Origin of the sequence: Pseudomonas piscis, from assembly GCF_009380155.1 — a bacterium.
In the GTDB taxonomy this organism is placed as follows: Bacteria; Pseudomonadota; Gammaproteobacteria; order Pseudomonadales; family Pseudomonadaceae; genus Aquipseudomonas; species Aquipseudomonas piscis.
In genome coordinates this window covers 93,187-107,036 of sequence record NZ_WHUV01000008.1, presented here as the reverse complement: position 1 = coordinate 107,036, position 13,850 = coordinate 93,187, and the positions used below count along the sequence as shown (strand labels likewise).

At 65.3% G+C, this 13,850-nt stretch carries 10 protein-coding genes; 7 read left to right on the top strand and 3 right to left on the bottom strand.

Features of this window, described 5'->3' with window-relative positions; all coding sequences use genetic code 11:
- The first annotated feature begins 181 nt into the window (after window positions 1-181).
- From ggt to GDH07_RS30885, 6 genes are all read left to right on the top strand, one after another.
- Window positions 182-1,849, top strand: a complete 1,668-nt coding sequence (gene ggt / locus GDH07_RS30910) for a gamma-glutamyltransferase (protein WP_152899755.1) — start codon at window positions 182-184, stop codon at window positions 1,847-1,849.
- 158 nt (window positions 1,850-2,007) lie between these two features.
- Window positions 2,008-3,453, top strand: a complete 1,446-nt coding sequence (locus tag GDH07_RS30905) for a SulP family inorganic anion transporter (protein WP_022638954.1) — start codon at window positions 2,008-2,010, stop codon at window positions 3,451-3,453.
- 216 nt (window positions 3,454-3,669) lie between these two features.
- Window positions 3,670-5,019 carry a GntT/GntP/DsdX family permease gene (locus tag GDH07_RS30900; protein WP_053136819.1) on the top strand — a complete coding sequence of 450 codons (1,350 nt, stop codon included), beginning with the start codon at window positions 3,670-3,672 and terminating at the stop codon, window positions 5,017-5,019.
- A complete protein-coding gene (locus GDH07_RS30895; RefSeq protein WP_103325677.1) occupies window positions 5,020-5,880 on the top strand; it encodes a MurR/RpiR family transcriptional regulator in 861 nt (286 codons plus the stop codon).
- 1 nt (window position 5,881) lies between these two features.
- Window positions 5,882-7,348: an N-acyl-D-amino-acid deacylase family protein gene (locus tag GDH07_RS30890; RefSeq protein WP_152899754.1), complete on the top strand. Its 1,467-nt coding sequence runs from the start codon at window positions 5,882-5,884 to the stop codon at window positions 7,346-7,348.
- Between the two features lie 117 nt (window positions 7,349-7,465).
- Window positions 7,466-7,834 carry a glyoxalase superfamily protein gene (locus GDH07_RS30885; protein WP_022638957.1) on the top strand — a complete coding sequence of 123 codons (369 nt, stop codon included), beginning with the start codon at window positions 7,466-7,468 and terminating at the stop codon, window positions 7,832-7,834.
- 86 nt (window positions 7,835-7,920) lie between these two features.
- Here GDH07_RS30885 and GDH07_RS30880 read toward each other — a convergent pair whose 3' ends face one another.
- From GDH07_RS30880 to GDH07_RS30870, 3 genes are all read right to left on the bottom strand, one after another.
- Entirely contained in the window at window positions 7,921-11,100 is a 3,180-nt protein-coding gene (locus GDH07_RS30880) for an efflux RND transporter permease subunit (protein WP_152899753.1), read from the bottom strand.
- A 20-nt stretch (window positions 11,101-11,120) separates the two neighbouring features.
- A complete protein-coding gene (locus GDH07_RS30875) occupies window positions 11,121-12,275 on the bottom strand; it encodes an efflux RND transporter periplasmic adaptor subunit (protein WP_053136832.1) in 1,155 nt (384 codons plus the stop codon).
- A gap of 91 nt (window positions 12,276-12,366) precedes the next feature.
- Window positions 12,367-12,810 carry a carboxymuconolactone decarboxylase family protein gene (locus GDH07_RS30870; RefSeq protein ID WP_022638960.1) on the bottom strand — a complete coding sequence of 148 codons (444 nt, stop codon included), beginning with the start codon at window positions 12,808-12,810 and terminating at the stop codon, window positions 12,367-12,369.
- A 111-nt stretch (window positions 12,811-12,921) separates the two neighbouring features.
- Here GDH07_RS30870 and GDH07_RS30865 point away from each other — a divergent pair, with 111 nt between their 5' ends.
- Window positions 12,922-13,842: a LysR substrate-binding domain-containing protein gene (locus GDH07_RS30865; RefSeq protein WP_152899752.1), complete on the top strand. Its 921-nt coding sequence runs from the start codon at window positions 12,922-12,924 to the stop codon at window positions 13,840-13,842.
- Window positions 13,843-13,850 lie beyond the last annotated feature (8 nt).

The following is a 13,850-nucleotide window of genomic DNA, read 5'->3' as shown; positions in this document are numbered from 1 at the left end:
GGCGAGGCAGCCAGCGCAAGGCGAAAACAGGCGAAAAAGCGCAGTTTACGAGTGGTCAATGAGCATTTTGACCGGGCTGGCGCACCAGCCTGTTTTTAACGCAGCGATGGCAACGCAGATAGTTTTTCAACGGCCTGCTAAGGTTCGTCTGGTCTGAAAACAACGATAAAGGACGGACTCCATGGGTATCTTGCCGTGCACGACCCTCACCCTGGGCCTGGCGCTCGCTGCCAGCGTTCCAGTCTTCGCCGCGCCCCTTGAAGGCGGTGCGGTGGCCGCACCCAACCAGTACGGCGCCGATGTCGCGGCGCAGATCCTCAAGAAGGGCGGCAACGCGGTGGACGCTGCGGTGGCCACGGCCTTCACCCTGGCCGTGACCTATCCCGAGGCTGGCAATATCGGCGGTGGCGGCTTCATGACGCTGTTCATCGACGGCAAGCCGTATTTCCTCGACTACCGGGAAACCGCGCCCAAGGCTGCGACCCGCGACATGTACCTGAATGACAAGGGCGAGGTGATCGAGAACCTCAGCCTGGTGGGCGCCCGCGCCGCCGGGGTGCCGGGCACCGTGATGGGCCTGTGGGAGGCCCACCGGAAATTCGGCAAGCTGCCCTGGAGCGAACTCGTCACCCCGGCAGTGGCCTACGCCAGGAACGGCTTCAAGGTGGCGGACAAGCAGTACCAGTACCGCGAGGATGCCTTGAAGCTGTTCAACGGCAGCACCAACTTCGGTGATTACTTTGGCAGCATGCAACCCGGCCAGACCTTCCGCCAGCCGGAGTTGGCGGCGACCCTGGAACGCATCGCCGACCAGGGTGCCAAGGAGTTCTACAGCGGCAAGACCGCCGACTTGCTGGTGGCCCAGATGCAGGCCGACAAGGGCCTGATCACCAAGCAGGACCTGCAGGACTACAAGGTCCAGTGGCGCCAGCCGCTGCAGGTGAGTTTCCGTGGCAACGTGCTGTACACCGCGCCGCCGCCCAGTTCCGGCGGGGTCGCCCTGGCCCAGCTGATCGGCATCAAGGAAGAACGCGCCGCCGACTTCAAGGGCGTCGAGCTCAATTCGGCCAAGTACATCCACCTGCTGGCGGAAATCGAGAAGCGCGTGTTCGCCGACCGTGCCGACTACCTGGGCGATCCGGCGTTTTCCGAGGTGCCGGTCAAGCCATTGACCGACCCGGCCTACCTCAAGCAGCGCGCGGCCCAGGTCAACCCCGACGCCATCTCGCCCACCGACAAGGTGCGCCCGGGGCTGGAACGACACCAGACCACCCATTTCTCCATCGTCGATGCCCAGGGCAATGCAGTGAGCAATACCTACACCCTGAACTGGGACTACGGCAGCGGCGTGGTGGTCAAGGGCGCGGGGTTCCTGCTCAACGACGAGATGGACGACTTCAGCGCCAAGCCCGGCGTGGCCAATGCCTTCGGCGTGGTGGGCGGCGATGCCAATGCCATCGCCCCGGGCAAGCGCATGCTGTCGTCCATGAGCCCGAGCCTGGTGACCCGCGACGGCAAGGTTACCCTGGTGCTGGGCACTCCGGGCGGGTCGCGGATCTTCACCTCGATCTTCCAGGTGTTGAACAACCTCTACGACTTCCACCTGCCCCTGGAGAAAGCCGTGGCCGCGCAGCGTGTGCATCACCAACTGCTGCCCAAGGACACGATCTACTACGACGCCTATGCGCCGCTCACCGGCCAGGTCGCCGATGAACTCAAGGCCATGGGCTACACCCTCGAGGACCAGGGCTGGGAGATGGGCGACATCCAGGCCATCCGGGTCAATGGCACCCAGCTTGAAACCGCTTCCGACCCACGCGGGCGTGGCGTCGGCAAAGTCGTCAAGTAACCGCTGTACCCTTGCCTGAGCCGGTACGCCGGTTCCGGCAAGGGCTTGGCTGCGCGCCGACGGCCGGCTGGTCGGCGGCGTTTCGATTCCGTACCATTCCCGCCTGTTTTCCCCCGCCATTCCCCGGGCCCCTGCGCGGCCCAACTATCAGGTCAATCATGAAAGCAAAACGTCTGCGTGCCGATGTCCTGGCCGGACTCACCACCTCCTTCGCCCTGCTGCCCGAATGCATCGCCTTCGCCCTGGTCGCCCACCTCAACCCGTTGATGGGCCTGTACGGCGCCTTCTTCATCTGCACCCTGACCGCGCTGTTCGGCGGCCGTCCGGGCATGGTCTCCGGTGCTGCCGGCTCCATGGCGGTGGTGATCGTCGCCCTGGTGGTGCAGCACGGCGTGCAGTACCTGCTGGCCACAGTGCTGCTGGGCGGGCTGGTGATGATCGCCTTCGGCCTGCTGCGCCTGGGCAAGCTGGTGCGCATGGTGCCGCACCCGGTGATGCTGGGCTTCGTCAACGGCCTGGCGATCGTCATCGCCCTGGCCCAGCTGGAGCATTTCAAGAGCGGCGAGCACTGGCTCAGCGGCCAGCCGCTGTACCTGATGGCCGGCCTGGTGGCGCTGACCATGGCCATCGTCTACCTGCTGCCGCGCCTGACCCGGGCGGTGCCGCCGGCGCTGGTGGCGATCCTCGGCGTGGGCCTCCTGGTGTACGTGCTGGGGTTGCCGACCCGCACCCTGGGGGACATGGCCCACATCGCCGGCGGCTTGCCGGCGCTGGCGCTGCCGGACGTGCCCTGGACCCTGGAAACCCTGGGCATCATCGCGCCCTATGCCTTCCTGATGGCCATGGTCGGCCTGCTGGAAACCCTGCTGACCCTGAACCTCACCGACGAGATCACCGAGACCCGCGGCTACACCAACCGCGAGTGCGTGGCCCTGGGCGCGGCGAACATGGTCTCCGGCGTCTTCGGCGGCATGGGTGGCTGCGCGATGATCGGCCAGACCGTGATCAACCTCAGTTCCGGCGGCCGTGGGCGCTTGTCCGGGGTCGTGGCCGGCGTGCTGATCCTGCTGTTCGTGCTGTTCCTGTCGCCGCTGATCGAGCGCATTCCCCTGGCGGCGCTGGTGGGCGTGATGTTCGTGGTGTCGCAGCAGACCTTCGCCTGGGCCTCCTTGCGGGTGGTCAACAAGGTGCCGCTCAACGACGTGCTGGTGATCCTCGCGGTGACGGTGATCACCGTGTTCACCGACCTGGCCACCGCGGTCATGTGCGGCATCGTCATCGCCGCCCTCAACTTCGCCTGGCAGCAGGCCCGTGAGCTGTACGCCGACAGCCACCTGGAAGCCGACGGCAGCAAGCTCTACCACCTGCACGGCACCTTGTTCTTCGCTTCCACCACGCCGTTCCTCAACCAGTTCGACCCGGCCAACGACCCATCGCGGGTGACCATCGACTGTCGGCACCTGAGCTTCGTCGACTATTCGGCCATCGCCGCGCTCATGACCCTGCGCGAACGCTATGCCAAGGCCGGCAAGCAGTTGCGGGTGCTGCACCTGTCCGAGCGCTGCAAGAAGCTGCTCAAGCGCGCCCGGGTCCAGCACGACTGACGGCCTGCGGGCGAGCCTTCGCGCTCGCCCGTCCCGCCCGACATATGCATGAAAATAACCGGTGCCGATTTTCATCACCGGCGCCTTGGCATAGCCATGCACGACAAAGCCTGCCTCTTTACGAAAATCAGTTTCATATGGTTTGAAATTCACTGCCTGAAGTGATTAAAAACTTTCATAACCATTCGAAACGACGCTGTTTTCAAGGAGGTATCCGTGGCTCCTGTATCGGCTTACGGACTGCTGGGTTACGCCGCAGTCGCCATCATCGCGTTGATCGTCCTGATCGCGCGCTACCGGCTCAATCCCTTTATCGTCATTACCCTGGTCTCGGTGGGCCTGGCGCTGGTGGCCGGCATGCCGGCCTCCGGGGTGGTGGCGGCCTATGAGGCCGGGGTCGGCAAGACCCTGGGGCATATCGCCCTGGTGGTGGCCCTGGGCACCATGCTCGGCAAGCTGATGGCAGAATCCGGCGGGGCCGAGCAGGTGGCGCGCACCCTGGTGGCCCGTTTCGGCGAGCGCAACGCCCACTGGGCCATGGTCTGCATTGCCTTCCTGGTGGGGCTGCCGCTGTTCTTCGAGGTGGGTTTCGTGCTGCTGGTGCCGATCGCCTTCACCGTGGCGCGGCGGGTCGGGGTATCGCTGCTGATGGTCGGCCTGCCGATGGTCGCCGGGCTGTCGGTGGTGCATGCCCTGGTGCCGCCGCATCCGGGGGCGATGCTGGCGGTGCAGGCCTACCAGGCACCGGTGGGGCAGACCTTGCTGTACGCGATCCTGATCGGCGTGCCCACGGCGATCATCGCCGGCCCGGTGTATGCGCGGCTGATCGTGCCGCACATCCAGTTGCCGGCGCACAACCCGCTGGAGCAGCAGTTCATCAACCGTGAACCGCGCGTGCGGCTGCCGAGCTTTCGCCTGACCCTGGGCACCATCCTGCTGCCGGTGGTGCTGATGCTGCTGGGTGGCTGGGCCAACCTGATCGCCGCGCCGGGTACCGGGCTCAACCAGTTCCTGTTGTTCATCGGCAACTCGGTGATCGCCCTGCTGATCGCCACCCTGGTGAGCTTCTGGACCCTGGGCCTGGCCCAGGGGCTGAACCGCGAGTCGATCCTCAGGTTCACCAACGAATGCCTGGCGCCGACCGCCGGCATCACCCTCCTGGTGGGCGCCGGTGGCGGCCTGAACCGCATCCTCATCGACTCCGGGGTGACCGAGCAGGTGACCGGCCTGGCCCATCAGTTCCAGCTGTCGCCGTTGTGGATGGGCTGGCTGTTCGCGGTACTGATGCGGGTCGCCACCGGTTCGGCCACCGTGGCCCTGACCACCGCCTCGGGGGTGGTGGCGCCGGTGGCCGTCGGCCTGGGTTATCCCCATCCGGAACTGCTGGTGATCGCTACCGGCGCCGGCTCGGTGATCCTCTCCCATGTCAACGACGGCGGCTTCTGGCTGGTCAAGGAATACTTCAATATGAGCGTCATCCAGACCTTCAAGACCTGGACCGTGCTGGAGACCCTGATCTCGCTGATCGCCTTCGGCCTGACCCTGGTTCTCGCGGAGTTTCTCTAGATGGACATCCTTTACCAGATCCGCTCGCGCCTGGACGATCTCAGCACCGGGGAGGCGCGGATCGCCCGGCTGATGCTCGATGACGTGGGTTTCGCCGCCTCCGCCAGCCTCGAGGAGCTGGCCCGGCGCGCCGAGGTCAGTGCCGCGACCCTGTCGCGTTTCGCCCGCAGCGTCGGCTGCCGGGACTTGCGCCAGCTGCGCCTGCAACTGGCCCAGGCCAGCGGCGTGGGCAGCCGCTTCCTCGATCCGGGGGCGAGCACCGAGGCGTCCGGTTTCTACCGGCAGATCGTCGGCGATATCGAGGCGACGCTGCACCGGCACCTGGCAGGTTTCGAGGAGGCGCAATTCGCCGATGCGGTGCGCCTGTTGGGCCGCGCGCGGATGATCCACGCCTTCGGCACCGGCGGCTGTTCGACCCTGTGCAGCGCCGAGCTGCAGGTGCGCCTGGTGCGCCTGGGCTACTGCATCGCCGCCTGCCATGACCCGGTGATGATGCGGGTGACCGCTGCCTCCCTGGGACCGCAGCACGCAGTGATCGCCTGTTCCCTCAGCGGCCTCACCCCGGAGCTGCTGGACGCGGTGACCCTGGCCCGCAGCTACGGCGCCGCCGTGCTCGCCATCACCTTGCCCGACTCGCCCCTGGCCGGGCTGGCGGACGTACTGTTGCCACTGCACAGTGCCGAGACCCCGTTCATCTACAAGCCCACCGCTGCCCGCTACGGCATGCTGCTGGCCATCGACGTGTTGGCCACGGAACTGGCCCTGGCCATGCCCGACGACAATCAAGAGCGCCTGCGCAGGATCAAGCTGGCCCTGGACCATTACCGTGGCGGCGCCGACAGCCTGCCCCTGGGAGACTGACATGCGCTACGACACTCTGATCCGCAATGCCCTGGTCATCGACGGCAGCGACCGTCCTGGCTATCACGCCGACCTGGCTATCCTCGACGGGCGCATCCAGCGCATCGGCGAGCTGGCCGGTGCGGTCGCCGAGGTCGAGATCGATGCCGCCGGTCGCGTGCTGGCCCCGGGCTTCATCGATGTGCACACCCATGACGACACGGTGGTGATCCGCCAGCCGCAGATGCTGCCCAAGCTCAGCCAGGGGGTGACCACGGTGGTGGTCGGCAACTGCGGCATCAGCGCTGCGCCGGTGACCCTCAAGGGCGATCCGCCGGACCCGATGAACCTGCTGGGGCAGCGCGAGATGTTCGTCTACCCGCGTTTCGCCGACTACCGCGCGGCGGTGGATGCGGCCCGCCCGGCGGTGAATGTCGCGGCCCTGGTGGGGCATATCGCCCTGCGCAGCAACCATCTGGCGGACCTGTACCGCACGGCCACCGCCAGCGAGATCGCGGCGATGCGCGGGCAACTGCGCGACAGCCTGGAGCAGGGCGCCCTGGGCCTGTCCACTGGGCTGGCCTACGCCAGTGCCTTCTGCGCCGAGACCGATGAGGTGCGTCAGCTGGCCGAGGAGTTGACGGCCTTCGGCGCGCTGTATGCCACGCATCTGCGCAGCGAGTTCGAGCCGGTGCTGGAGGCCATGGACGAAGCCTTCCTGATCGGCCGTTCGGCCAGGGCACCGGTGATCATCTCCCACCTCAAGTGCGCCGGCGCCGGCAACTGGGGGCGCAGCCCGCAACTGCTGGCGGCCCTGGAACAGGCGGCGCAGGAGCATCCGGTGGGCTGCGACTGCTATCCCTATGCCGCCAGTTCCTCGACCCTGGACCTCAAGCAGGTCACCGATGCCTATCGCATCACCATCACCTGGTCCACGCCGCATCCCGAGCAGGGCGGACGCGACCTGGCGCAGATCGCCGCCGACTGGGGCCTGGACCTGCAGGCCGCCGCCAAGCGCCTGCAACCGGCGGGAGCGGTGTACTACGGCATGGACGAAAGCGACGTGCGGCGCATCCTCGCCCACCCGCTGACGATGGTCGGCTCCGATGGCTTGCCGGAAGACCCGTTCCCCCATCCCCGGTTATGGGGCGCCTTTCCCCGGGTGCTGGGCCACTTCAGTCGTGACCTGGGGTTGTTCCCGCTGCACACCGCGGTGCACAAGATGACCGGCCTGTCGGCGGCGCGCTTCGGCCTGCGCCAGCGTGGCGAGATCCGCGAAGGCTATTGGGCCGACCTGGTGCTGTTCGATCCAGAGCGGGTCCGGGACGTGGCCGACTTCCAGGAACCACGGCGCCCAGCCCAGGGGATCGACGGGGTCTGGGTCAATGGCGTGAGCAGTTATGCCGCCGGCCAGGCCAGCGAGCAGCGCCACGGGCGCTTCCTGCCCCGGGAGGGCGATTTGCGCCAGGGCTTCGATGCGCCAGGCTGATTTGTTGATCGCCGTCACAGTGGTGGCGCATTGATATTAAAGAAAGCTCGCGTGGCGCCGAAGTGCTGGCAATCGGGGTCGCTCTCAGCGACCTGTTTCCAGTCAGGGAGTCACCTAATGAGCTTTGGCAAAACCACCCCCGTCCTGCGCATCTTCGATGAAGCCGAGGCCCGGGCGTTTTACCTGGACTTCCTGGGCTTCCACCTCGATTGGCAGCATCGCTGCACCCACGACCTGCCGCTGTACATGCAGGTCTCCCGGGGCGAGTGCGTGCTGCATCTGTCCGAGCACCAGGGCGACGGCAGCCCCGGCGCCGCGCTGCGCATCCATACCGACGAACTGGAAGACTTCCAGCAGCAACTGCTGGCCAAGCAGCTGCCGTTCACCGATCCGCGTATCCAGGCCATGCCCTGGGGCAGCCTGGACATGACCATCGACGATCCGTTCGGCAATCGCCTGGTGTTCACCCGCACCATCAGCGCCTGACCGACCCTCTCGCCGCCAGGCGCGGTGGCCGATGGCAGGCCCTGTCGTGGGTTGCCATCGGGAGTTCGACCGGCGTGCTGCCACTGTCAACCGTGGCTCGGGCCCTGTGCTTCTTCAGACACGCTGCTTGAGGGGCGGCCGGGGATGGTGGCTCCGAGCTTTCTCAGCACGACGTAGAACACCGGGGTCAGGAACAGGCCAAACACCGTCACCCCGAGCATGCCGCTAAACACCGTGACTCCCGTGACATGGCGCACTTCGCTACCTGCCCCAGTGCCGATCAGGAGCGGAACGGCACCGGCGATAAAGGCCACGGAGGTCATCACGATCGGTCGCAGGCGCAGCCTGCAGGCTTGCAGCGCCGCGTCGACGGTGCTTTGGCCGTGCATTTCCAGTTCCCGCGCGAACTCGACGATCAAGATCGCGTTCTTGCAAGCCAGCCCCATCAGGACCACCAGTCCCACCTGGACGAAGACATTGTTGTCCGCACCCGCCAGCCAGACCCCCGTCAAGGCGGCAAACAGGCAAATGGGCACGATCAGGATGACGGCAAGCGGCAGCAGCCAGCTCTCGTACAGGGCGGCCAGGACCAGGAACACCAGCATGGCGGCGATCGCAAAGACGATCGCCGCGCTGTTGCTCTGGGTCACTTGCTGGTAGCTCAGGTCGGTCCATTCCAGTTCGATGCCGCGTGGCAGGGTGCGGGCGGCGATCTCTTGCAGTGTCTCGATGGCCTCGCCCGACGACAGGATGCGAGGGTCGGCGTCGCCGATCAGGTCAGCCGCCGGATAGCCGTTGTAGCGCATGACCGGATCCGGGCCGAAGGTCGGCACGATGTTCACCACGGAACTGAGCGGCAGCATTTCGCCCCGGGCATTGCGCACCTGCAGGTTGCCCACATCCGCCCTGGTTTGGCGGAAGCTGGCGTCCGCCTGGGCAACGACCCGATACACCCGTCCCAGCAGGTTGAAGTCGTTGACGTAGACCGAGCCCAGGTAGGTCTGCAGGGTCTCGAAGATGGCTGTCAGCTCCACCCCCTGGGCTTGGGCCCTGGTCCGATCGACCTGCACTTGCAACTGCGGGATGTTGGACTGGTAGGAACTCACCGGGAAGGTCATGCCCGGGGTGCTGGCGATCTCGGCCTGGAACCTGTCCAGCGCCTGCTGCAGTGCCGCGTAACCCAATCCACCCCGGTCCGTCAGGAACAACGCGTATCCGGAGCCGTTGCCCAGCCCCTGGATCGGTGGCGGCAACAGGGCATAGGCCGCCCCATCCTTGATCGCCGCGAACTTGCGGTTCAATTCGGCGTTGATCTGCTCGGCGCTGCGGGAGCGTTGGCCAAAGGGCTTGAGAATGACGTAGGAGGTCACCAGGTTCGGCGTGGTGGTGCTTTGCAGGGCGTTCGAACCGACGTACGAGTTGCTGTAGTCGACACCCTCTACGCTCGAGGCGATGGCCGACATTTCGCGGGCCACGGCCTCGGAGCGGGAAAGCGAAGCGCCCGGGGGCAAGGTGGCTCCGGCGAACAGATAGAGCTTGTCCTGGTTGGGGATGAAGCCGCTGGGAATCGCGTTGAACAGGATCCCGGTGGCGCCGAGCAATACGCCATACACCGCGAAGACGACTCCGCGCCGTGGCAGCAGGCGGGCAATACTGGCCCCGTAGCGTTCGGCGTTGAGCTTGAAGAATCGCTCGAACGGTCGCAACAGCCAGCCCAGGGTTCCATCCATCCAGCGGGTCATGCGGTCCCTGGGGGCGTCATGCCGACGCAACAGGCGGGCCGCCAGGGCCGGCGACAAGGTCAGCGAGTTGACTGTCGAGATCAGGGTCGAAATCGCAATGGTGACGGCGAACTGCTTGTAGAACTGCCCGGTGACGCCACTCATGAAGGCCATGGGAATGAACACGGCGCACAGCACCAGCCCGATCGCCAGGATCGGCCCCGAGACTTCGGCCATGGCCTGATGGGCCGCTTGCAACGGGCTCAGGCCGAGCTCGATGTGGCGCTCGACGTTTTCCACCACCACGATCGCGTCATCCACGACGATGCCGATGGCCAGGACCAGGCCGAACAAGGTCAGGGTATTGATGGAGTAGCCCAGCAGGTACAGGACCGCGAAGGTGCCGACAATCGATACCGGCACCGCGATCAGCGGGATGATCGAGGCCCGCCAGGTCTGCAGGAAGAGCACCACCACCAGGACGATCAGGACCATTGCTTCGAACAAGGTATGGCGCACGGCGCTGATCGATTCGCGGACGAAAACGGTCGGGTCCCAGACACTGGTGTAGCCCACGCCTTGCGGGAACTCCTTGGACAGGCTCGCGAACCGGGCATGGACCGCGTCGGCGACCTCGATGGCGTTTGCGCCTGGCGTGAGGAAAATGCCCACCGCGACTTCCTGGCTCTGCCCGCGAAAAACACGCAGGCTGTAATCGCCCGAGCCCAGTTCGATGCGCGCCACGTCCGCAAGGCGGGTGACCTGGCCGTCGCTACCTGCCTTGATGATGATGTCGCCGAATTCCTGTTGGGTCTTCAAGCGCCCCTGCACGTTGAGCGAAACCAGAAAGTCGGTGGTTGTCGGCGACGGCTCCGCGCCCAGTTGGCCCGCCGAGACCTGGACGTTCTGTTGGCGAATTGTCGCGATGGTGTCCTGGGCCGTGATGCCGCGTGTGGCGAGTTTTTCGGGGTCGAGCCAGATGCGCATCGCATAGTCGCCCGAGCCGTAGAGAATCACCTCGCCGATGCCCGGGATGCGCGCCAGTTCATCCTTTACATGCAGGCGCAGGTAGTTACGCAGGTAGAGCGCATCGAACTGCGGGTTGCTGGAGTACATGTCCAGGTACATCAACGGTGTCGGCGATTGTTTCTGGGTGGTGACTCCGTACTGGCGCACGGGCTCCGGCAAGCGCGAGAGCGCCTGGCTGACCCGGTTCTGGACACGCACCGCCGCTGTATCGGGGTCCACCTTCGGGTTGAAGGTGGTGACCACTTGCAACGTGCCGTCGGAACTGGCGACCGACTTCATGTACAGCATGCCTTCGACGCCGTTGATCGCTTCTTCCAGGACGACGGCGACCGATTCGGCGATTTCCTTGGGGTTGGCGCCAGGGTAGGTGGCTTTCACCACCACGGTCGCAGGCACGACTTCCGGGTATTCGCCAACCGGGAGCAACGGCATGGCAATCAGGCCTGCGGCGAAAATGACCAGCGACAGCACGATCGCGAAGGTTGGCCTGTCGATGAAAAACCTTGAGAAATCCATGGGGGAGGAGCCTTTGGCAATTACTTTCCGATCAAGATCGCGCGGGAGACCTGCAGCGCACTGTCTTCGGGGGGGAGCTCATGGGGGGTGACGGCGGTTCCGCTGGCGTAGATCTGCTGCAGGCCGGCAACGACGATCTTGTCTTCGCGGGTCAGCCCCGCCGTCACGACGCGCTGGTTGCCGACCTGCCTGCCGGTTTTTATGTAGCGTCTTTCGGCGGTGTTTTCCGGGCTCAAGCGGTACACGTATTGTTGGTCCTGGTCAGTCAGGATCGCCCGCTCGGGTACCACGATGACCGGTACCGACCCACCGATCGCAAGTTGCACCCTGGCATACAGGCCGGGTGTCAGCCGTCGCTCCGGATTGCGCACCGTGGCGCGGGCGCGAATGGTCCCGGTGCTTGCATCGACCTGGTTGTCGATGAAGCTCAAGTCGCCCTCGTAGGGGAAGCCTTCGTCGCTGGCCAGGCCAATGCGCACCTGGGTTTCGCGCGATTCTTTCAAGGCCTTTCGAAACCCCGGCACATGGTGCTCGTCCGGATCGAAGTAAACGTAAAGCGGATCTTGGGACACCACCGAGGTCAGGACCGATTGATCGGCGACGGCCAGGTTGCCTCGCGTCAGCTGGGCGCGGCTGGTGCGGCCATCGATGGGCGAGCGGACTTCGGTGAACTCCAGGTTCAGGGCCGCGCTTGCCACCGCCGCCTCGGCGGCATGGACTTCGGCCAGGCTCTGGCCATGGCTGGTGTGCCGTTGCTCGGCCTCTTCCTTGGAGACTGCGTTGAGCTTGAGCAACTGCTGTGCCCGCCGGTCCTGCTGTTCGGCGAACAGCAGCGATGTCCGGGCCCGTTCCAGCTGGGCGCGGGCATTGGCCAATGCGGCGCGGTAGGGGCGCGGGTCGATGACGAAGAGCAGGTCGCCGGCCTTGACCTCGCTACCTTCCCGGTAGGCCACCTGGGTGATGTGGCCGCTCACGCGGGGCAGGATAGCTACGGTTTCCATGGCGCCTATACGGCCATTGAAGCTGTCCCAGGCCTTGACGGGTTGCATGGCAACCCTGGCCACATCCACGACCGGGGCGCTGGCGGCTGTGGTCGGGCCGGGTTCCTTGTTGCAGCCAGTCATCAACAAGAGCGTGATGATGACGACGCTGGCGCTGGTTGATCGGGCACGCACGGGATGGTCCTTGTGTGGCGTTGAAAAAATGAGCGGGCAAGCCGGTATCCGGTTCGCCGATGGCGGCGGGGCGCCTGGCAATCACTGGGGCCTAGTGCTGCGGCTGCATGGCAAAACCGACACCGAAACGGTTCCAGGCGTTGATGGCGGCAATAACGAACGTCAGCTCGCAGAGTTCCTGTTCGCTGAAGTGCCCGCTGACTTCTGCATAGATCTCGTCCGGGGCCTGGCGCTGCGCAACCAGGGTCAGTGTCTCGGTCCACAACAGGGCCGCACGTTCACGGGCGTCGAAGAATGGCGTCTCCTTCCAGGCGCTGATGGCCATCAGGCGCCGGGGCGTTTCCCCGCCTTTCAACGCGTCGGTGGTGTGCATGTCGATGCAGTAGGCGCATCCATTGATCTGGGAGGCGCGGATTCGCACCAGCTCCCGCAGCGCGGCAGGCAGGACGGATTGGGCGGCGGCTTTTTCCAGCCCCATCATCGCCCGCATGGCCTGGGGGGCGGCCTGGTAGTAATCGATGCGTTTGTTGCTCATGGATGTGCTTCTCCTGATGTCGCCACATGTTGTGGAATGGGCGTACTTTAGAAAAAGCCATTACTCGGATAAATTGGCTCCAATCGTTTTGTTTATACGGATATTCGTACAATGGCATTTGACCGGCTGGAGGCCATGCGCGCGTTTTGCCGCATTGTCGAAGTGGGCAGTTTCAGTGGCGCGGCCGATTCGCTGGATCTGGCGAAAACCACGATTTCGGGCCAGGTCCAGGCCCTGGAAAGCCTGCTGGGCATCAAGCTGCTGCACCGCACGACGCGCAAGGTGTCGCCTACCACGGAGGGGGCGGCGTACTACCTGCGCGCACGGGCGGTCATCGATGACGTAGACGAGTTGGAAGCTGCTGTTTCGCAAAGCCGCAATGTGGTTCGCGGCCGGATCAGGATCGAGATGCCATCCCCGGTCGGCATCCTGTTCGTCGTTCCGGCACTGCCGGACTTTGCCGCCAGGTATCCAGAGATCCACCTGGATATCGGCTGCAGCGAGCGGGTGGTCGACCTCGCCCAGGAAGGTGTCGATTGCGCCCTGCGCGGTGGTGTCGTCACGGACCAGGACCTGGTGTGTCGCCCAATCGGGCAGATGCGTTTTTGCCTCTGCGCAGCTCCCCGGTATCTGGCCGGGGTTGCCCCGATCACCGCGCCAACGCAGCTGCCGACCCACAAGCATCTGGGTTTCAAGTTCCCGGTGACCGACCGGCGCTATGTGCCGACGCTCAGGCGCGGAGCGGAAAGCTTCACCCTCGACCACCCACCTTCCTTGTACTTCAACAACGGTAGCGCCACGGCTGCCGCCGCCATCGCGGGGTTGGGGGTGGCGTTTGTGCCCAGGGCGGAGGCCGAGCCGCATTTTCGCAGCGGGGCGCTGGTCGAAATACTCCCGGATTGGCATATGGCGAGCATGCCCATTTCGGTGGTCTACCCCTATACCCGCCACCTTTCCGCGAGGGTCCGCGCGTTCACCGACTGGGTCACGCTGCTCATGGCCAGCGACCCTCTTTGGGCGCTTTCCCAATAGAACACAAG

What these genes read in the sequence shown, in the direction of transcription:
- GDH07_RS30885 (WP_022638957.1), top strand. Translation starts at nt 7,466, where the DNA reads ATGAGCTTTGGCAAAACCACCCCCGTCCTGCGCATCTTCGATGAAGCC.
- GDH07_RS30905 (WP_022638954.1), top strand. Translation starts at nt 2,008, where the DNA reads ATGAAAGCAAAACGTCTGCGTGCCGATGTCCTGGCCGGACTCACCACC.
- GDH07_RS30890 (WP_152899754.1), top strand. Translation starts at nt 5,882, where the DNA reads ATGCGCTACGACACTCTGATCCGCAATGCCCTGGTCATCGACGGCAGC.
- GDH07_RS30870 (WP_022638960.1), bottom strand. Translation starts at nt 12,810, where the DNA reads ATGAGCAACAAACGCATCGATTACTACCAGGCCGCCCCCCAGGCCATG.
- GDH07_RS30865 (WP_152899752.1), top strand. Translation starts at nt 12,922, where the DNA reads ATGGCATTTGACCGGCTGGAGGCCATGCGCGCGTTTTGCCGCATTGTC.
- GDH07_RS30880 (WP_152899753.1), bottom strand. Translation starts at nt 11,100, where the DNA reads ATGGATTTCTCAAGGTTTTTCATCGACAGGCCAACCTTCGCGATCGTG.
- GDH07_RS30895 (WP_103325677.1), top strand. Translation starts at nt 5,020, where the DNA reads ATGGACATCCTTTACCAGATCCGCTCGCGCCTGGACGATCTCAGCACC.
- ggt (WP_152899755.1), top strand. Translation starts at nt 182, where the DNA reads ATGGGTATCTTGCCGTGCACGACCCTCACCCTGGGCCTGGCGCTCGCT.